General features: G+C 63.0%; 18 protein-coding genes and 1 riboswitch. Of the genes, 5 read left to right on the plus strand and 13 right to left on the minus strand.

Annotated elements, in window-relative coordinates; translation table 11 throughout:
* Positions 1–250: 250 nt before the first annotated feature.
* The 7 genes from NCT03_RS13395 to NCT03_RS13425 form a co-directional block, all read right to left on the minus strand.
* Positions 251–1,261: an ABC transporter permease subunit gene (locus tag NCT03_RS13395; protein WP_244826518.1), complete on the minus strand. Its 1,011-nt coding sequence runs from the start codon at positions 1,259–1,261 to the stop codon at positions 251–253.
* A gap of 149 nt (positions 1,262–1,410) precedes the next feature.
* Positions 1,411–3,042 (minus strand): ABC transporter substrate-binding protein, encoded by a 1,632-nt coding sequence (locus NCT03_RS13400; RefSeq protein WP_244826519.1) that lies wholly within the window; start codon positions 3,040–3,042, stop codon positions 1,411–1,413.
* A 366-nt stretch (positions 3,043–3,408) separates the two neighbouring features.
* Positions 3,409–4,248 carry a methylenetetrahydrofolate reductase [NAD(P)H] gene (gene metF / locus NCT03_RS13405; RefSeq protein ID WP_244826520.1) on the minus strand — a complete coding sequence of 280 codons (840 nt, stop codon included), beginning with the start codon at positions 4,246–4,248 and terminating at the stop codon, positions 3,409–3,411.
* 41 nt (positions 4,249–4,289) lie between these two features.
* The gene (locus NCT03_RS13410; RefSeq protein WP_244826521.1) at positions 4,290–4,643 is read right to left on the minus strand and encodes a phage holin family protein; all 354 of its coding nucleotides are present in this window, start codon (positions 4,641–4,643) and stop codon (positions 4,290–4,292) included.
* Positions 4,644–4,739: 96 nt separating this feature from the next.
* A complete protein-coding gene (ahcY, locus tag NCT03_RS13415; protein WP_250466021.1) occupies positions 4,740–6,161 on the minus strand; it encodes an adenosylhomocysteinase in 1,422 nt (473 codons plus the stop codon).
* 32 nt (positions 6,162–6,193) lie between these two features.
* A riboswitch (S-adenosyl-L-homocysteine riboswitch) is annotated at positions 6,194–6,310 on the minus strand.
* Positions 6,311–6,411: 101 nt separating this feature from the next.
* Positions 6,412–7,134: an LrgB family protein gene (locus tag NCT03_RS13420; protein ID WP_250466023.1), complete on the minus strand. Its 723-nt coding sequence runs from the start codon at positions 7,132–7,134 to the stop codon at positions 6,412–6,414.
* 3 nt (positions 7,135–7,137) lie between these two features.
* On the minus strand, positions 7,138–7,596 hold the full coding sequence (locus NCT03_RS13425) for a CidA/LrgA family protein (RefSeq protein WP_250492786.1): 459 nt from the start codon (positions 7,594–7,596) through the stop codon (positions 7,138–7,140).
* A gap of 112 nt (positions 7,597–7,708) precedes the next feature.
* Between NCT03_RS13425 and NCT03_RS13430 the strand changes: the two genes are divergently transcribed.
* Positions 7,709–8,650, plus strand: a complete 942-nt coding sequence (locus NCT03_RS13430) for a LysR family transcriptional regulator (RefSeq protein ID WP_250466025.1) — start codon at positions 7,709–7,711, stop codon at positions 8,648–8,650.
* A 118-nt stretch (positions 8,651–8,768) separates the two neighbouring features.
* Here NCT03_RS13430 and NCT03_RS13435 read toward each other — a convergent pair whose 3' ends face one another.
* Complete coding sequence (locus tag NCT03_RS13435) at positions 8,769–10,466, minus strand: OmpA family protein (protein WP_250492788.1); 1,698 nt, start codon at positions 10,464–10,466, stop codon at positions 8,769–8,771.
* A gap of 314 nt (positions 10,467–10,780) precedes the next feature.
* On the opposite strand from NCT03_RS13435, the gene NCT03_RS13440 reads away from it, so the two are divergent.
* A complete protein-coding gene (locus NCT03_RS13440; protein WP_250492789.1) occupies positions 10,781–12,469 on the plus strand; it encodes an isovaleryl-CoA dehydrogenase in 1,689 nt (562 codons plus the stop codon).
* Here the strand turns inward: NCT03_RS13440 and NCT03_RS13445 are convergent.
* The 5 genes from NCT03_RS13445 to fliE all read right to left on the minus strand — a co-directional run bounded on the left by NCT03_RS13445 (position 12,466) and on the right by fliE (position 15,544).
* Positions 12,466–12,765 carry an EscU/YscU/HrcU family type III secretion system export apparatus switch protein gene (locus NCT03_RS13445; RefSeq protein ID WP_244826529.1) on the minus strand — a complete coding sequence of 100 codons (300 nt, stop codon included), beginning with the start codon at positions 12,763–12,765 and terminating at the stop codon, positions 12,466–12,468. The two genes, NCT03_RS13440 and NCT03_RS13445, sit on opposite strands and share 4 nt — an antisense overlap.
* A complete protein-coding gene (gene fliK / locus NCT03_RS13450; protein WP_250492790.1) occupies positions 12,762–14,084 on the minus strand; it encodes a flagellar hook-length control protein FliK in 1,323 nt (440 codons plus the stop codon). Before fliK ends, NCT03_RS13445 begins: the two co-directional genes overlap by 4 nt.
* A gap of 75 nt (positions 14,085–14,159) precedes the next feature.
* Entirely contained in the window at positions 14,160–14,489 is a 330-nt protein-coding gene (locus tag NCT03_RS13455; protein ID WP_244826531.1) for a flagellar protein FliT, read from the minus strand.
* A 29-nt stretch (positions 14,490–14,518) separates the two neighbouring features.
* A complete protein-coding gene (fliS, locus tag NCT03_RS13460; protein ID WP_244826532.1) occupies positions 14,519–14,938 on the minus strand; it encodes a flagellar export chaperone FliS in 420 nt (139 codons plus the stop codon).
* A 240-nt stretch (positions 14,939–15,178) separates the two neighbouring features.
* The gene (fliE, locus tag NCT03_RS13465) at positions 15,179–15,544 is read right to left on the minus strand and encodes a flagellar hook-basal body complex protein FliE (RefSeq protein ID WP_244826533.1); all 366 of its coding nucleotides are present in this window, start codon (positions 15,542–15,544) and stop codon (positions 15,179–15,181) included.
* A 297-nt stretch (positions 15,545–15,841) separates the two neighbouring features.
* Here fliE and fliF point away from each other — a divergent pair, with 297 nt between their 5' ends.
* Genes fliF through fliH form a run of 3 tightly spaced genes read left to right on the plus strand, consistent with a single transcriptional unit; the run spans position 15,842 to position 19,284 of the window.
* Positions 15,842–17,635 (plus strand): flagellar basal-body MS-ring/collar protein FliF, encoded by a 1,794-nt coding sequence (gene fliF, locus NCT03_RS13470; protein WP_244826534.1) that lies wholly within the window; start codon positions 15,842–15,844, stop codon positions 17,633–17,635.
* A complete protein-coding gene (gene fliG / locus NCT03_RS13475) occupies positions 17,625–18,620 on the plus strand; it encodes a flagellar motor switch protein FliG (protein WP_244826535.1) in 996 nt (331 codons plus the stop codon). Before fliF ends, fliG begins: the two co-directional genes overlap by 11 nt.
* Positions 18,613–19,284, plus strand: a complete 672-nt coding sequence (gene fliH, locus NCT03_RS13480) for a flagellar assembly protein FliH (RefSeq protein ID WP_250466034.1) — start codon at positions 18,613–18,615, stop codon at positions 19,282–19,284. The genes fliG and fliH overlap by 8 nt, the downstream gene beginning before the upstream one ends.
* The last annotated feature ends 7 nt before the right edge of the window (positions 19,285–19,291 follow it).

The following is a 19,291-nucleotide window of genomic DNA, read 5'->3' on the forward strand; positions in this document are numbered from 1 at the left end:
TCGCCGAGCCGCCTCAAGAGAGGCATGCGCCCCCTCGGGGGGCAGCGAACGAATGTGAGCGTGGGGGTGGTACATGTCTATGCCTCTCGCCGAGCCGCCTCAAGAGAGGCATGCGCCCCCTTGGGGGGGCAGCGAACGAATGTGAGCGTGGGGGTGGTACATTTCTATGCCTCTCGCCGAGCCGCCTCAAGAGAGGCATGCGCCCCCTCGGGGGGCAGCGAACGAATGTGAGCGTGGGGGTGGTACATGTTCACCTTGTATGGCGAATGCGCGGATTCAACACGCCGTACAGCAGATCGACGATCAGATTCACGAAGATCACGAGCGACGCGATCATCAGAATGCCGCCCTGCACGACGGGATAATCGCGACGCGAAATGGCATCGATCAGCCACTTGCCGACGCCCGGCCACGAGAACAACGTCTCCGTCAACACCGCGCCCGCGAGCAACGTGCCAACCTGCAAGCCGATCACGGTCACCACGGGAATCAGCGCGTTGCGCAACGCATGCACGATCACCACGCGCAACGGCGAAAGCCCCTTCGCTCGTGCCGTGCGAATGTAGTCCTCGCGCAGCACTTCGAGCATCGACGAACGCGTCATGCGCGCAATCACCGCGAGCGGAATCGTGCCGAGCACGATGGTCGGCAATATCAGATGGCTCACCGCGGACTTGAACGCGCCTTCATCGGTGGAGAAGATCGAGTCGATCAGCATGAAGCCCGTGACGTGCGGAATGTCGTATTCCACCGCGATCCGCCCCGACACCGGCGTCCAGCCGAGCCTCGCCGAGAAGAACATGATGAGGATCAAGCCCCACCAGAAGATCGGCATCGAATAGCCCGTGAGCGCGGTGCCCATCACGCCATGATCGACCACCGTGCCGCGCTTGAGCGCCGCCGCCACGCCCGCCGGCAGACCGACGATGAGCGCGAAGATCATCGCGCAGATGGAGAGTTCGACGGTCGCCGGAAAGCGCGCCATGAATTCGCTCATCACACTCGTATTGGTGATGATCGACATGCCGAGATCGCCCTTGAGCGCATGGCCGACATAGTGGAGATATTGAAGCGGTAAAGGCTCGTCGAGACCTAAGCGCTTCATGGCTTCGGCGTGCATCGCCGGGTCCACGCCGCGTTCGCCCATCATTACTTCGATGGGGTCGCCCGGGATCAGGTGGATGAGCGCGAACGCGAGAATCGTAATGCCGATGAACGTCGGTATCACCATTCCTATGCGTCGCAAAACGAATCGGAACATGATCGCCCTTTGGTTCGTACTTGGGGATTTGGAAGAGTGACCGGCGGCGCGGATCGTTTTCGACCCGCGCCGCCGGTCCTGTTCGACTAATTATGGTTTAGTGCAAAAAGCGTTCCGCTTGCAAGCTGCGTTTTGCGGATGCTCTCGCTTTACTGCATGCCCACGCCGTCGAAACGCACATAGCCGAGCGGTTCGATCTTCAGGCCCGTCACCTTCTTGCTGGCCGGCTGATACACCGTCGAATGCGCGATCGGCGAGAACGGCAGCTGTTGCGCGAAGATCTGCTGCGCGTCCATGTAAGCCTTCGTGCGCGCCGCCACGTCGCTCGTCGAACGGCCCTTCACGACCAGATCGTCGAACGGCTTATAGCACCACTTCGAGAAGTTGCTGCCCTTCACCGCGTCGCAACCGAGCAGCGTGCCGAGCCAGTTGTCGGGGTCGCCGTTGTCGCCGGTCCAGCCGATCAAGAGCGCCTGATGCTCGCCCGCGTGCGCGCGCTTGAGATACTCGCCCCATTCGTACGACACGATCTTTGCCTTCACGCCGATCTTCGCCCAGTCGGCCTGGATCATCTCGGCCATCAGACGTGCGTTCGGGTTGTACGCGCGTTGCACGGGCATGGCCCAAAGGTCGATATCCATGCCGTTCGGAAAGCCGGCCTTCGCGAGCAGATCCTTGGCCTTGGCCGTATCGTACGGACTCGTCTTGAGGTTCTTGTCGTAGGACCATTGAGTCGGCGCCATCGGAGCGGTGGCCGCCTGGCCCGCGCCCTGATACACGGAATCGATGATCGCCTTCTTGTTGATCGCCATGTCGAGCGCGCGGCGCACGTCGGTGTTGTCCAGCCCCTTCTTGGTCACGTTATAGGCCACGTAACCTTCGTTGAAACCGGCCTGCGACGGCGTATCCAGATTCGATGCGGACTTGAGCGACTCGATGTCGCCCGGACGCGGATAGCTCATCACCTGGCATTCGTTGCTTTTCAGCTTTTGCACGCGCACGGCGGCATCGGGCGTGATCGAGAAGATCAGCTTCGACACCTGCACCGCGTTCGGCTTCCAGTAATCCGGATTGCCGTCGAAGCGAATGGTCGCATCCTTTGTATAGCTACGGAAGATGAACGGTCCCGTGCCAACCGGATACTGATTGATGTCGGCGGCCTTGCCGTCCTTCACCAGCTTGTCCGTGTATTCGGCCGAGAGAATGGACGCGTATTCCATCGCCATGTTCTGGATGAATGGCGCGTTCACTTCCTTGAGCGTGAACTTCACGGTGTAGGGATCGACCTTCTCCACCTTCGCGATGAGCTTGTCGAGGCCCATGTCTGTGAAGTACGGGAACGCAACCGGATATGCCTTGCGGAACGGCTGGTTCGGGTCGAGCATGCGGTTGAACGTGACGAGGACGTCATCCGCGTTAAATTCGCGCGTCGGCTTGAAGTACGACGTCGTCTGGAACTTCACGCCGTGACGCAAATGGAAGGTGTAGGTCAAACCGTCCGCCGACACGTCCCACTTTTCGGCGAGACCCGGCTCGACCTTCGTGCCGCCGCGCTCGAATTCGACGAGGCGGTTATAAACCGTGAACGTGTTCGCGGTGAAGTCGGTGCCGGTGGTGTATTGCGCGGGATCGAAACCGGCGGGACTGCCTTCCGAGCAGTACACCAGCGTCTTGTTGGGGATGGCGGCATTCGCGACGTTCGCCGCGAATAGCGTTGCCGTGGCGACGGCGCCCATGAGCGCCGACACGCGGGCGACTCGCAACAGGCCATTCTTCTTCATGTTTCCTCCAGGTCGATGCCAGCTTTCAACTGACGTAGCGCGATATTACTTGATCGCATCGGCGGTGCTGCCAGCCACGCGAATCTGCCGGATGAAACGGCGCAAGCAAATTCGGGCGCTACCCTAGCATGAACAAATATTACGTGTGTGGTCGTTTTCCCCACTGGATTTACGGCTGCCGGTTGGTTCGATGCGGTTAGGTTATCGCCTATGCCTAAGCGTGATAGCTCGGATGGCGAAATATCCGCGCAAGGTGCCGGCAGCCTGCGCAAAGTGCGCCGTCGGGTACTAAAACGCCCGAAAAAAGTGCTAAACGAGGAGGAAAGTAAGGACCGCGCGGACGAACGCCGCGCGGGTAAAACAAACTCAGACGCTCTTGACGCCGAGCCGCTCGCAAACCGTCTTCGACGCCCACGCGCCGTTGAGCGTGTAGAAATGCAAGCCGGGCGCGCCGCCGTCGATCAGACGCTGGCACAGACCCGTCACCACATCGACGCCGAATTCGCGGATCGACTCGCGGTCGTCGCCGTAACTTTCGAGCCGGCGCGCGATCCACTTCGGCACTTCCGCGCCGCACATCTCGGAAAAGCGCATCAACTGCGTGAAGTTGGTGATCGGCATGATGCCCGGCACGATAGGCACATCGACGCCGAGCTTTTTCGCTTCATCGACGAATTCGAAGTAGGCGTCCGCGTTGAAGAAGTACTGCGTGATCGCGGAGTTCGCGCCCGCCTTCACCTTGCGCGCGAAGTTTTCGAGATCGGCGCGCGGCGAACGCGATTGCGGATGAAACTCCGGATACGCCGCCACTTCAATGTTGAACCAGTCGCCGTGCTCCTGGCGAATGAACGCCACGAGTTCGGACGCATAGCGCAACTCGCCGACTTCACCCATGCCCGAAGGCAAGTCGCCGCGCAACGCGACGATATGGCGAATGCCGTGCTCCCGATACTGCGAAAGAATCGCGCGCAGGCTGTCTTTCGACGAGCCGATGCAAGACAGATGCGGCGCCGCTTCGAAGCCTTCCGCGGCCATTTCGAGCACGGTGTCGAGCGTGCCTTGCTGCGTGGAGCCGCCCGCGCCGAACGTCACGGAGACGAACTTCGGCGCGAGCGTTTTCAGTTGCGCGCGCGAGGCGCGCAGTTTGTCCACACCTTCCTGCGTCTTCGGCGGGAAAAACTCGAATGAAAGTTCGATCGGTTTCATGGTGGTGTGTGTACGCGCGGCGAGGCGTGGTGTGCGCGGCGTCAGCCGAAGTTGCGCTGTCCGAAGATGAGCGCCGACAGAAGCCACGACACGATGCTATATAGAATCGAGCCGAAGAACGCGGACCAGAAACCCGTCACCTCGAAGCCTTTCAAGAGCGACGAGCACAGCCAGAAACACAGCGCATTCACCACGAGGATGAAGAGGCCGAGCGTCAGGATGGTCACGGGCAACGTGAGAATGATGAGCACCGGGCGCAGCACTGCGTTGATGAGCCCGAGCACCACGGCCACGATGAGCGCCGTGCCGAAACTGCGGATGTGGATCGACGGCACGAGATAGGTGATGATCAGAAGCGCGAGCGCGTTGATCAGCCATGTCAGCAGCACGGTCATCGAGTGTTCTCCGGTTGATGCAATGTGTCTTTGTACCGCGCACGAACCTCCCGATCCGTGCGCGGCCACGCCGCCGCGTGCCTTGTCAGTAGCGGATTAATAGCGGTAGTGGTTCGGCTTGAACGGACCGTTCTTGTCGACGCCGATATAACCGGCCTGCTCCGTCGAAAGCACCGTCAGTTCCGCGCCGATACGTCCCAGATGCAGACGCGCGACCTTCTCGTCGAGATGCTTCGGCAGCACATACACCTTGTTCTCGTACTTGTCGCCTTGCGTGAACAGTTCGATCTGCGCGAGCGTCTGGTTCGTGAACGAGTTCGACATCACGAACGACGGATGGCCGGTTGCGCAGCCGAGATTCACGAGACGTCCTTCAGCCAGCAGAATGATGCGCTTGCCGTCCGGGAAGATGATGTGATCGACCTGCGGCTTGATGTTGTCCCACGTGTATTGGCGCGTGGAAGCGACGTCGATTTCGGAGTCGAAGTGACCGATGTTGCAGACGATGGCGTTGTTGCGCATCGCCTTCATGTGGTCGTGGTTGATGACGTGGTAGTTGCCCGTTGCCGTCACGAAGATATCGGCCTTGTCGGCGGCATATTCCATCGTCACGACGCGGTAGCCTTCCATTGCCGCTTGCAGCGCGCAGATCGGGTCGATCTCCGTGACCCAGACAGTGGCGCCCAGACCGCGCAGCGACTGCGCGCAGCCCTTGCCCACGTCGCCGTAGCCCGCCACGACCGCGATCTTGCCGGCGATCATCACGTCGGTGGCGCGCTTGATGCCATCCACGAGCGATTCGCGGCAGCCGTACAGATTGTCGAACTTCGACTTCGTGACCGAATCGTTCACGTTGATGGCCGGGAACGGCAGACGCCCTTCCTTCTCCATCTGATACAGACGATGCACGCCTGTGGTCGTCTCTTCCGTCACGCCCTGGATGTGCGCGAGGCGCGTGGAGTACCACGTCGGGTCGGCATCGAGGTGCGAAGCGATCGACTTGTACAGCGCGACTTCTTCTTCATTCGTCGGCTTGCCGATGACCGAGCGGTCTTTTTCGGCCTTCGAACCGAGGATGAGCAAGAGCGTGGCGTCGCCGCCGTCGTCCAGAATCATGTTGGCGAATTCGCCGTTCGGCCATTCGAAGATGCGGTGCGAGAACTCCCAGTATTCGTCGAGCGATTCGCCCTTGAAAGCGAACACCGGCGTGCCACCCGCGGCGATGGCGGCGGCAGCGTGATCCTGCGTGGAGAAGATGTTGCACGATGCCCAGCGCACGTCGGCGCCGAGCGCGGTCAGCGTTTCGATCAGCACGCCGGTCTGGATGGTCATGTGCAGCGAGCCTGCGACGCGCGCACCTTTCAGCGGCTGTTGCGCCTTGTATTCCTCGCGCGTCTGGATGAGACCGGGCATCTCCGTTTCGGCGATGTCGAGTTCCTTGCGGCCCCATGCGGCGAGCGACATGTCGGCAACAACGTAATCCTGGGAATTCTTGGAATCGAGAACTGCGGCGTTCATCACGCCCTCCTTTCTAAAAAAGACTAGAAATTTTGACGTGAGCGCCGTTCGATGCGGTGGCTCAGCGGGCTTGTTTATGTGCCTTCGAACCGTCCGATTGAAGCCTCCGAGCCTGGCGGGTGAAACCCGTCGCAACGCTCCTCGGGGGCGAGCGAAGATTGTAGCAAAAGTCGGCGGAATGCGAATGCGGGATTAAGCGCAGTCTGATTGATGGGGGTGACTGAACAACGGCACGCGCTGCGACGCTGGCCTATATCGGCAACATGCTCAAAACCGGCGCGAGCAGCACCATCACCACGCCCGCGATCATCATCGTCAAGCTGGCGACGACGCCCTCTTCGTTCCCGAGTTCGCGCGCCTTCGCGGTGCCGACGCCATGCGCCGCCGCGCCGAACAACGCTCCGCGCGCAAGCCGCGTGCGCAGCGGCACCAGCGCCAGCACGATCTCGCCGAAGAGCATGCCGCACACGCCCGTCGCGATGACGAAAAGCGCGGTCAGATCGCGCGGCGCGTGAATCTTGTCGGATACCGCGAGCGCAAATGGCGTCGATATCGAACGCGTCGCGAGACTGCGCTGCAGTTCCGGCGACAGATGCAGCAACTTCGCAAGCGCAATCGACCCGCCGACCGCCACCAGAATGCCAACCGTCACTCCGACGCTCAACGAAATCCAGTGCCGCTTCAGGAGCGACCGGTACTCGTAGATCGGCACCGCGAACGCCACGGTGGCTGGCCCGAGCAGCCACATGAGCCAGCGCGTATCGGCGAAATAGACGGGGTATGGAATGCGCGCCGTCACGACGATCGCCGCAAGCACCGCCGGGACAGCCAGAAGCGGCGTCAGCCACGGACTTTTGAAGCGCGCATAAAGACGCTTCGACACGAAGTACAGGACGACGGTCATCACGAAGCATCCGGCGGCGATCAGGCGCGCAGCGTCGTCTTGGAGCAGCGAAGCGTAGAAGTGGCTCATGGCTCAGGCGCGCGCAGCTTGCCGCGCGTGGAGCGCCCGGCGCAGCGCAAGGTGACGCTCCAGGCGCGCCGCCCGATCCACGGCGAACGCCACCGCCACCATCACCATCAGCGTTCCCGCGACGACAACCAGCGCCAAACGCCAGCCTTCTTCCATGAAAAGCCCGCCGTATTGGACCGCCGCCACGGCCGCCGGGATGAAGAACAGCAGCATGTCCGACAGCAGCCAGTCGGCGCCCGCCTTGACCCAGCGCGGCGCCACGCCGCCGCAGAACAGGAGCGCCAACAACGCGACTAGTCCAACGACGCCACCTGGCACCGGCAGCGCCAACTTGCGCGCGGCCAGGTCCGCGATGAACCAGATCGCCGCGAGCGCCGCCGATTGAATCGCGATGCGCGTCACGCGGGCAAGCGCCATGCGGGCGTTAGCGAAGGCGGATGGGGCGGAAAGAACGGTGGACATGGCGGGCTCGGGGCGAATGACTAGGGTTAACCTGTAGACGGAGTATAAGTGCACCATTTACATAAAAAAAATGACTTAGCATTATCCAAATCATTCCAATCTGGAATCTCACATGGAATTGCGCGCGTTGAGGTATTTCATTGAGGTGGTCAAGCAAAAGAGCTTTACTGCTGCCGCCGAGCATATGTTCGTCACTCAGCCGACCATCAGCAAAATGGTCAAGTCACTAGAAGACGAGGTCGGCTCGCCGCTTTTATTGCGGGAAGGCCGTCAGATGGTCCTGACCGATGCCGGGCAAATCGTCTATCAACGTGGCGTCGATGTGCTCGCGGCCCATGCGCGGCTCGAAGCGGAACTGAACGATCTAGGCACGTTCGGGCGCGGCACGCTGACGATCGGCATTCCGCCGATGGGCGGCGCGCTCTTCACGCCCGTCATTGCTGCTTTCAGGGAGCGGTATCCGAAAATCGAGCTGAAGCTGTTCGAGCAAGGCTCAAAGGCGATCGAGGCTGCGTTGATCGAAGGCGAACTCGAACTTGGCGGCGTGCTGCAGCCAGTCGATGCCGAAACGTTCGATGTGCTGCCCGTCAGCCGGCAACTCTTGTGGCTCGTGGCGCAAAAAGGTTCGCGCTGGGACGGTCTGAACGAGGTAGCGCTCGCCGATCTGGCAGCCGAACCCTTTGTGTTCTACGGCGAAAGTCTCGCGCTCAACGACGTCGTGCTGAACGCGTGCCGCGCGGCGGGGTTCGCGCCGACGATCGTCGGTCGCAGCGGGCATTGGGATTTCATGGCGGCGTTGGTACAGGCTGGCATCGGCATCGCGCTGTTGCCCGCGCCTTATTGCGGCCGCCTGGATGCCGAGGCGTTCACCTGCCGGCCGGTCGTCGCGCCCGAGATTCGCTGGGATATGGCCGTCGGCTGGCGGCGCAACGGATATCTGTCGCATGCGGCGCGAGCGTGGATCGAAGTCGCGCGCGAAATACTGCCCGCGAATGTCGATCAGGATTTCATGGCCGATGGCTTTCCGCGGCTGAAGCGTGGCGAGGCGCTGTAATGCGTTGAACGGGAGTTCCCTTGCCTGATGCGCCTGGCGCGCAGTAAAAAAAGCGCCGAACCGCTTCAAAGCGGTCCGGCGCTTTTTCGACGCATCGCGCCGAGATGGAGCGTGACGCTCAGTCGGCTTGCTTGAACTCGATACGTCGATTAGCCATGCGGCCAGCGGGGGTCGAGTTGTCGGCGACCGGATTGGCGTCGCCAAAGCCTTGAGCTGTCAGCGAATCAGAAGGAATGCCGTGCTGAACGAGGTACGAACGCACCGCTTCCGCACGCTTCTTCGACAACTGAAGATTCAGCGCCGCGCCGCCCGTGTTGTCCGAATAGCCTGCGATCTGAAGCTGAATTGGCTTTGCTTGCGTGTCGCAGGCCTTCAGCGCCTTCGCCGATGCAGCGAGCGCCGCCATGGCAACCGGCGGCGGCGTGTTCGAACCGGTGCCGAAGTTGACCGGCTTCAGGTTCAGCGTCTTGACGATAGCCGGAGCCGAGCAGGCATCCGCGTCTTGATTGGCTTGCGCTTCCGATGCCGGAGCCGCAACCGGAGCCGATTGCGTGCCGACCGTCCAGCCGGCGCCGAACAGCGCCTTCAGCTTGTCGACCCAGCCGAGCTTCGGCTCGCTTGCGCCGCCGCTCAGGGTGATCGTGTCGCCGGTAATCTGCAGATCGGCGCCCGGCAGCGTCATCAACGGCAGCAGGCCTTCGAGCTTGTCGAGCCACGCGGCGGGCTTCGTGTCGGGATCGACGGTCACGTTCGCGTGGAACTTGTCCGCGCCGAGCTTGGCCGACAGCATGTCGATCAGGCGTTGACGTTCCTGCTCGCTGTTCACCGTGGCTTTCAGCGTGGGAATGCCGGAGGCGTCGACCGTCATGGACAGGCTTGCGTCCTTGCCCGGCAAAATGGTCGGCAACGATGCCTGATCGGGCGCCAAAGCCGTGGCTTGCGATGCCTGATCGTCACTGGCGCTGGCGCTGAATGCAGATGCGGCGTCGGATGCCGCCGAGGCGTCCGTGCGCGTTTCGGCCGTCACGTCTTTCGACTTGTTTTCGGTCGAACAGCCGCGCGCAACGAGCGCGGCCAGCAACGCGAGAGCAGCGGCGTTGGCGACCCACAGCCATTTGCGGCGCGGTCCCTTGTCGTTTGTTTGCGCGGTTTCCACGGCCGGTTCTTGTTCGCCATGAATGGGGAACGACGCTGCTTCTTGGGTAGCCGGATGACCGAGATGCGAGGACACCGCCTTCAGCCGCGAGGCCACGCCCGCGAGGAACGCGCCGACCGAGCCGAGCCCCAGCGCATTCGCGAACGAATCCGTCATGTTGGCCCGCACGACCGGCAATTGATGCCCGAGCAGCGTGGGCAACTGGCCGATATGGCCGTTGTGCTGAGTGAAATAGCGCTTGAGGATACCGAGAATGGTCGCGCCCACGACGCCCGACAACGTGCGCGATGCGCTCGCCGCCACGCCCGTGTATTCGGAAATACGCTCGGCGAGCGCATTGAGATTGTCGTGCGAGGCAATGACGCCATCCACCGTCGAATGGGTGGCGAGGAGCGTTTGCATGCCTTCGTCGTTGAGAACGAAGTGCGGCAGTTCCTCGGCGATATGCGTGTTCACGCCCGGCGACATGACGGATGCAAACAGACTGCGTGCGCCATCCAGCGACGCCGCCTTGTTCATCATCGAGCCGATGAGTGCTGGCGCGCATAGTCCGACGACGCGCCTCGCGGACTCCTGCGTGCAGCCAACGCGTGCAGCCAGGTGTTGCAATACGCTCTCGGTCAAGGCGCCTTGAACGAGTTGATTGAGGTTGATGCTCATTGAGAAGACTTCCAGAAGAGGCCTGTAAACCTCAGGCCATAAGGGTCTCGGCGATTATAGGTTCGGCCTCCTGTCCGTCAGCCGTGGTAGCCAAACAATCGGATTTCTCTCATCCGGTTGGTCTTTAAGAGTTCGCATCAGAAAAATATAGGAATGGTTTAAGACCAAACGCGAGCGCCCGGCCAGATTGAAGCGAGCGGCAGCGCTACACGCTAGTCGGGCGTGCGGCCTATCATCGTTAAATAGAGATAGAGGATCATTTTTGACCACGCGTGTTGCGATTAGCCGACGCAAGCTCGCACGGGAGACACACGATGAACCACGCACCCTTGTTCGAGACACACGAAGTCACGAATCAGTCGCCGCCGCTTGTCGACTACGACGCCTTCGCCGCGGACCGCGCGCTCGTTGCCGCGCTCGAGCGCGAAGGCGCGCACTGGCATGCCGAGGCGCTCCACCGCGACGGCCGCGCGCTTACACAACCGGAAGTGCTCGCGCTCGCCGATCTCGCCAACCGGCATACGCCGGAGCTGAGCACGCACAGCGCGCGTGGCGAGCGTATCGACGCAATCGAGTTTCATCCGGCCTGGCATGAACTGCTGCGACGTCTGCGGCAAGAAGGTCTGCACGCGCTGCCGTTCGAACCTTCGGCGCGCGCCGGGTCGATGGCCGCGCGCGCCGCCGGTTACTTTCTGCACGGACAACTCGAATCCGGATCGCTGTGTCCGGTCACGATGACCTTCGCGAGCATCCCCGTTTTGCGCAATGAACCCGCGCTTTATGCACGGCTCGCCGCACCGCTCCTGTCGCGCGAGCACGATTCGCGCGACATCGCCCTCGAAGCCGGCAAGCGATCGATGTTGATCGGCATGGGCATGACCGAAAAGCAGGGCGGCTCCGACGTGCGCGGCAATCGCACGCGCGCGCATGCGCTCGGCACACCCGGGCGCGGCGGGGACTATCGGTTAATCGGACACAAGTGGTTTTTCTCGGCGCCGCAGTGCGACGCGCATCTCGTGCTCGCGCGCACGGCGGACGAAGGCGGACTCTCCTGCTTTTACGTGCCGCGCTTTGTGCCCGACGGCCGCAAGAACGCCGTGCACGTGCAGCGTCTGAAGGACAAGCTCGGCAATCGCTCGAACGCGAGCAGCGAAGTCGAGTTTCTCGATGCCTACGGCGTGATGATCGGCGATGAAGGACGCGGCGTGCCGACCATCATCGAAATGGCGAACTACACGCGGCTCGATTGCGTGGTCGGCAGCGCGGCGTTGATGCGCGCGGCGCTGGTCGAAGCGATCCATCATGCGCGGCATCGCAGCGCGTTTGGCGCGCATCTCGCCGATCAGCCCTTGATGCGCAACGTGCTCGCCGACCTCGCGCTGGAATCGGAAGCCGCGACGGTGTTGTTCATGCGGCTGGCCGGGGCGTTCGAGCAGAGCGCATCGGCGGGAGCGGCGTTGCGCGAACGCGCGTGGCGGCGCATCGTCACGCCTGCGGCGAAGTTCTGGGTCTGCAAGCGCGCGCTCGAATTCACCGGCGAGGCGATGGAAGTGTGGGGCGGCAACGGCTACGTCGAAACCGGGCCGATGGCGAGGTTTTATCGCGAGGCGCCGGTCAATTCGATCTGGGAGGGTTCGGGTAACGTCATGTGTCTCGACGTGCTGCGTGCGTTCGAGCGCGAGCAGGACGCGGCGCACGCACTAATCGACGACTGGCGCGATACCGCAAGCGCGCATCCGGCGCTCGGTGCGGCTTTGCAGACGCTCTTGACTAGTTTGACGAGCGATCCGGCGTCGCGCGAGGCATCGGCGCGGCGCATCGCGCAGCAATTGACCTTATGTGCACAAGGCGTATTGCTGGCGAGACATGCGCCGGACGAGGTGGCACAGGCGTTCATCGAAAGCCGTTTGGGCGATGCGCGCGGCGAAACCGGCCGCGTGTATGGCACGTTGCCCGCGCGCTTCGATCATGCGGCGATCGTGAGGCGGGCTTTCGAGTTTTAGCGGCGTCCCGCTTCCCTCACCGGCTCCTCGTTCTCCAGCCGATAAACCCAGGCCAGCAGCTCCGCCACCGCCTGATAAAGCGCGGGGGGAATATGCGAATCGAGATCGACCTGCATCAAGAGCGACACCATTTCCGGCGAGTCATGGACATACACGCCCGCTTCCTTCGCGCGCTGCACGATCATTTCCGCGACCACGCCGTAGCCCTTCGCCACGACGCGCGGCGTCGTTTCGCGGCTGCCCGCATCGTAAGTGAGCGCGGTGGCCTGCTTGCGCGAATACAGTGGATTGCTCATGTCACTTCTCCACCCGGCGGCGCGCGGAATAAATGCTCGAGCGGCGAACGCACTGGTTTCGGCGCGTCCAGGTCGATGTCGCCCGTGGCGGCGCCCGAGCCATCCATCGAACGCACGCTGAACGACGCCAGCGCGATGCCCGCCGCTTCGAGCTGACGCTGGAACGCGGCGGCATCGGCGGAAAAACGCGATGCGCCCGTATCGCTCGCCCTCAGACGCGCGACCAGCTTGTCGCCGGTCAGCACGAGTTCGGCGTCCACCAAGCCGAGCGCGGGCAACGACAACGTGACGCGCGTGCGCCACGCGCGTTCCTCGCTGGTATCCACGGCGGGACGCGGCTCTCGCGCCACTTCCCACTCGAAACGCGTCCCCGGCCACGCTTCGCCCTGCCAGCGGAATTGCTCGTTGGCGAGTATGTCGAGTTGCTGACGCACGACCGTGAGCGTCGCCGGATGAATACCCGCATCGAGCGATGCCTGCAGCGCCGATTCATGCTGGCTCGGCTGCGGCGCGGCGGGCGGCGAAGCGGGCGCGGACGGCGCGCTTTGCGAATTCGACAGCGCCAGCGCGGGCGCATCCCGTACCGATGCCGCGAGCGCCGCCGCTTGCTGCGGCGTTTGCGGCATCGCGACGTTATGCGTTTCGGCGTGCAGATCGGACAGATCGGTTTGTGTCGAGGCAAACGCCGGTGGGCGCGTGTCGTCGAAGGCGGTATCGCGCGCGATGCTTTCGGCGCCCGGCAAATCGAGCGGCAAGGTCAGCGCGCGCGGATCGATGCGCGCCTGCGGTTCGCTCGCGAGCGACGCCGTGCTGCGCTGCCCGGCCATCCATTGCACGAGATGCGACTCGTAGAAGAGGCCGCTTTGCGCCACCGTTTTCGCAAGCTCCGATGCCAGCGCGGACGCCGGTAACGGCGGCAGATTCTGGCTCGCCGCGCGCGCGGCCGCGACGGCGGCGGCATTGGAGGAGAAAGCGGTATCGAAAAGCCCCGTGGTCAGCGCGGCGAACGCGCTCGCGGGACGCGGCGGTGTCGGCCAGAGCGGGGTATCACCGAGAATCGCGGGCGCGGCGCCGCCCAGGCGGGAAATGACATCGAGCGTGCGGGCCACGCTCGACAGTTCGGTTTGCGCGGACGCCACCGGAGCGAGCGTCGGCGCGGATGCGCCCGCCGCGGTTCCGGCGGGCGTCGCGACGGACAAGGAAACGCCCGTCTGCGTGGTCGTCTGGCCGGTCGAACCGGCGTTGGCGCGCAGCGCGGACAGAAGGAGCTCGGTCCGGCTGGCGATAATCGTGGCGATCGCGGAATCGAGTCCTGACATGCCGGCATCCTGGAAAGACCGCGCGCGAGGGCCGGGCCAGACGCCGGAGGAGTTTTCCGTCGCAAGCCGCGTTGTCTAGCGCAGTCCGATCATCTTTTTAAGTACGCGCGCCGGGCTGTTGGTCGTGAAGAGCGCGGAAAGACGCGCGAGGCTCGGCGAACTGAGGTCGCGAATCGCGGCGTCGTCGGCGAGGATCTTCTTCACGAGGTCCAGCTTGCGCGCACGGGCGGTGTCGTCGAGTTCCGAGCCGGTATCCACGTCCTTCAACCGTTCGATCAACTCGCGATACCTGCCCTGCATCGTCTTCAATTCGCTCCACTCGCCACTGCGCGCCGCAGCCAGCATCTGGCCGGACAGCGCAGCAATCGCCTCGTAGTGCGCGAAATATTCGTCTGTGGTATTCATTCTTGTCAGGCAGTCGCCGTGGCTGCCGCTCAGACGGCTGCCGCGGTCGTTCTCGCCACTTCCGGTCCAATGCCGACCCACGCCTCTTCGAGCGTAGCCAGCAGATTGTCCACTTCCACGAGCATCGACTCGTCCTGGTTCAGATTCGCTTCCAGGAGCCGGCGTGCCATGTACGAGTACAGCGCGTCCAGACGCAGCGCGACTTCGCCGCCCGCTTCCTTGTTGAGCGCCTGCTGCAACCCGGTCTCGATGATGTTGATCGCCTTGCTGATCGCCGTTCCGCGCGCGCCCACGTTCTTCTGCTGCAAGTGCATCCGCGCCTGTGCAATCGACTGCCGCGCGCCCTGATAGAGCATCACGATCAGCCGGTGCGGGCTCGCTCCCATCACCCCTGTCTGAACGCCGACGCGTGCATATGCGTTGGCTCCCGCCTGTCCTGGGGAATACATCCGTGGTTCTCCTTATGCGATACCGAATAACGCCCGCGGCACGTGGCGCGCGGTGCTCGGACGACGGCGCAAAGCCGCTTCGTCCGACCGGTAAGAATCGGTGCTGGCGATCGAACCATCGTTCGCCGTGCTGTTATCGAGGTTATCGGAGAATCGCGGCAAAGCTTTAGGGCGCAAGGCTCTGGGGCCGTATCGGCATGATGGGGACGGATTCGAAACGCACGCGCCAGCCACAGCGCGTTACACCGAAATTTGCATGATGTCGTTGTAGGCCGACACGAGCTTGTTGCGTACTTGCAAGCCGAACTGCATGCCGACGTTGGCCTTTTGCATATCGACCATCACGTCGTTGAGCGAAACGTTCGGCGCGCCGATTTCGAACGCGTGCGCTTCGGACAGCGCCTTCGTCTGGTTGTCGCTGATCTTGCTGATCGACGACTGCAGCGCGTCCGCGAACGTGCCCGCGCTCACCGCGCCCGACTGGCCGATTCCCGCGTCCTGTCCGGATACGGCACCCGTGGCGACCGTGGGGCTGCCGGCGGCCTGCGTCGCCATCGACTGCATTGTGCTCAGCGCGGAGGTGAGCGGATTGATCGGGAAGTTCATGGTGTCTCCGATTGACAAGTAAAGAGCCGGTTCAGCGCCCAAGTGCGAAAGACGCTCGTCGACGGGTTCGGGGCGGCGTGCGAACGGTCGTCCGAACGCTTTTACCGAGTACGAGAAAGATTAGCAGCGCGGCATTTTCCAAAGCGCTGGAAGAACGGGGGAAACCCGGCTCTATTCGCCGAATCGACTTGCAATCTTCTGCGGATAATCCATCTCGTCAAAAGTCCTCCGGCGCCGCATCACGGGCAGTACGACCGGCCAGAGGGGAACGCAAAAGATTCGGAGCTTCGACGCTAAATGGATACGCCCAACAACTCACTGATCACGCCAGACGCCAGAATGGGCCTGGCAGGCGCGCAGCCTGGCGCCTCGGCGAGCGCCGCGAGCCCCAGCCTCACCGGCGGCGCTGGCGGCGCTGACTTCGGCGGCTTCGCTCAGCGCATGCCGATGCTCTCGCAATTCCGCTCGAACCCGCGCGTGCCGCTCATCATCGCCGTGGCGATCTTGGCGATGGTCGTGGCGGGGCTCGTCATGTGGACGCGCCAGCCCGACTACCGCGTGCTGTTCTCGAATCTCTCCGACCGCGACGGCGGTGCGATCGTCGCCGCGCTCCAGCAGGGCAACATTCCCTACAAGCTCTCCGACGGAGGCGGCGCGATCCTCGTTCCGGCCGAGTCGGTGCACGAAACGCGTCTGCGCCTCGCGAGCCAGGGTTTGCCGAAAAGCGGCTCGGTCGGCTTCGAACTGATGGACAACCAGAAGTTCGGCATTAGCCAGTTCGCGGAGCAGATCAACTACCAGCGCGCGCTCGAAGGCGAACTGGAACGCACCATCGGCGCAATTTCCTCGGTGAAGTCGGCACGCGTGCATCTGGCCATTCCGAAGCCGAGCGTGTTCGTGCGCGACAAGGAACTGCCGACCGCGTCCGTCATGGTCAACCTCTTTCCCGGCCGCGTGCTCGACGAAGGACAGGTTTCGGCGATCGCGCACATGGTGTCGTCGGGCGTGGCGGACATGCCGGTCAAGAACGTGAATATCGTCGATCAGGACGGCAACCTGCTCACGAACCAGAGCGCCGCGAACGGTCTCGACGCATCGCAACTGAAGTACGTGCAGCAGATCGAGCACAACACGCAAAAGCGCATCGACGCGATTCTTTCCCCGCTCTTCGGCGGCGGCAACGCGCATTCGCAAGTGAGCGCGGACATCGACTTCTCGAAGCTCGAACAGACCGCCGAAAGCTACGGCCCGAACGCCAACCCGCAGAACACGTCGATCCGCAGCCAGCAATCGAGCGAATCCAGCGAAACCTCGGGCAGCGGCCCGTCGGGCGTGCCGGGCGCGCTGTCGAACCAGCCGCCGCAGCCGGCATCCGCGCCGGTCACGGGCGGAGCATCGGACGCAACCGGCGCTGCCGCCGCGAAGTCCACGCCGCAGAACCTGCGCAAGGACACGACGACCAATTACGAAGTGGACCGCACCGTGCGCCATTACGAACAGGCGACAGGCGGCATCAAGCGTCTTTCGGTGGCGGTGGTCGTGAACTATCAGCGTCAGGTCGATGCGAAGGGCAACGTCACGATGACGCCGCTCGCCGCCGACAAGCTCGCGCAAGTCCAGCAACTCGTGAAGGACGCGATGGGCTACGACGAGAAGCGCGGCGACTCGGTCAACGTGGTGAACAGCGCGTTCAACTCCGACCAGAACGTGACGCCCGATGTGCCGTGGTGGCGCACGCCTGACATGATCATGCGCGGTATTCAGTTGGCGAAGTACGTGGGCATCGGCATCGTCGCACTGTTCCTGTACTTCAGCATGGTGAAGCCGGCAATGCGCCGCGCCTTCCCCGTGCCGGAACCGGCGGCGCCCTCGCTCAACGCGCCAGACGAACTCTCGCTGCTCGACGGCCCGACGCTCGAAGGCGGCGCCAAGAATGACGATGATGACAAGGATGCCGAGGTAAGTCTCCTCGGTCATGAAAGCAACAAGGCCAAGTTCGATCGCAATCTCGACTACGCGCGCATGGTGGCGCGTCAGGACGCGAGAATCGTGGCGACGGTCGTGAAGAACTGGGTGTCCGATGAACGCTGAAGGTCTCAATAAAGCCGCGCTCCTCCTGATGTCGATTGGCGAGGAAGAAGCCGCCGAAGTTTTCAAGTATCTCGCTCCGCGCGAGGTGCAGAAGATCGGCGCGACCATGGCGGCGCTCAAGAACGTGACGCGCGAGCAGCTCGACAACGTGCTGACCGAATTCGTCAGCGAAGCGGAGCAGCACACCGCGTTGTCGCTCGATTCGAGCGAGTACATCCGCTCGGTGCTCACGAAGGCGCTCGGCGAAACCAAGGCTGGCGCGCTCATCGACCGGATTCTGCAAGGCAGCGATACGAGCGGTATCGAAGGTCTGAAGTGGATGGACTCGGGCGCGGTCGCGGAACTCATCAAGAACGAGCATCCGCAGATCATCGCGACGATCCTCGTGCACCTGGACCGCGATCAGGCTTCGGAAATCGTCTCGCTGCTCAACGACCGTCTGCGTAACGACGTGCTGCTGCGTATCGCCACGCTCGACGGTATTCAGCCCGCCGCGCTGCGCGAACTCGACGATGTGCTGACCACGCTTCTCTCCGGCAGCGACAACCTGAAGCGCGCGCCGATGGGCGGTATCCGCACGGCGGCCGAGATTCTCAACTTCATGTCGAGCAACCATGAAGAGGGCGTGATCAACAACGTCAAGGAATACGACGTGGAACTCGCGCAGAAGATCATCGACCAGATGTTCGTGTTCGAGAACCTGCTCGACCTGGAAGACCGTGCGATCCAGTTGCTGCTGAAGGAAGTGGAATCCGAAACGCTGATCGTCTCGCTCAAGGGCGCGCAGCCCGCGTTGCGTCAGAAGTTCCTGTCGAACATGTCGCAACGCGCGGCCGAATTGCTTGCGGAAGACCTCGATTCGCGCGGTCCGGTGCGTGTGTCGGAAGTCGAGCAGCAGCAACGCAAGGTGCTTCAGGTGGTGCGTAATCTGGCGGAAAACGGCCAGATTCAATTAGGCGGCAAGGCAGAGGATGCATATGTCTAATCCGGCCCAGAACCCGAAGGCGCCGCTCTCCGCGTATCAACGCTGGGAGATGGCTTCGTTCGATCCCGTCACCGTGGACCACAGCGCGGCGGATCAGGCAGCGCTCGAAGCGCATTTGCGCCGCGTCGAGGAAGACGCGCATGCGCAAGGTCTCGCCACGGGTCATGTGGCTGGACAGGCGATCGGGTATCAGGCCGGTTTCGAACAAGGTCACGCCAAGGGTTTCGAGGACGGCCGCAAGGAAGCGCTCGCCGAAGCGGCGCGTCTCGCGGAAATCGCCGATGCGTTCAGGATCGCGCTGCAAGCCGCCGATGCCGCCATCGCGGAAACGCTCGCCACGCTCGCGGTCGATATCGCGCAGCAAGTGGTGCGGCAGCATCTGGCGCACGACCCGACGGCGCTCGTCACCGTGGCGCGCGAAGTGATCGCGGCCGAGCCGGAACTCACGGGATCGCCGACGCTGATCGTAAATCCCGCCGATTTGCCTATCGTCGATGCGTACTTGCAGGAAGAACTCGGCGCGGCTGGCTGGATGGTGCGGCCCGACCCGCTCGTGGAACGCGGCGGCTGCCGCGCGCACGCGGCGAGCGGCGAAATCGATTCGACCAATGCGTCGCGCTGGGAGCGTGTCGCGGCGGCATTGGGGAGGAACAAGCCGTGGTAAATAGCGC

Source organism: Caballeronia sp. GAWG1-1, assembly GCF_023631465.1.
Lineage (GTDB): Bacteria > Pseudomonadota > Gammaproteobacteria > Burkholderiales > Burkholderiaceae > Caballeronia.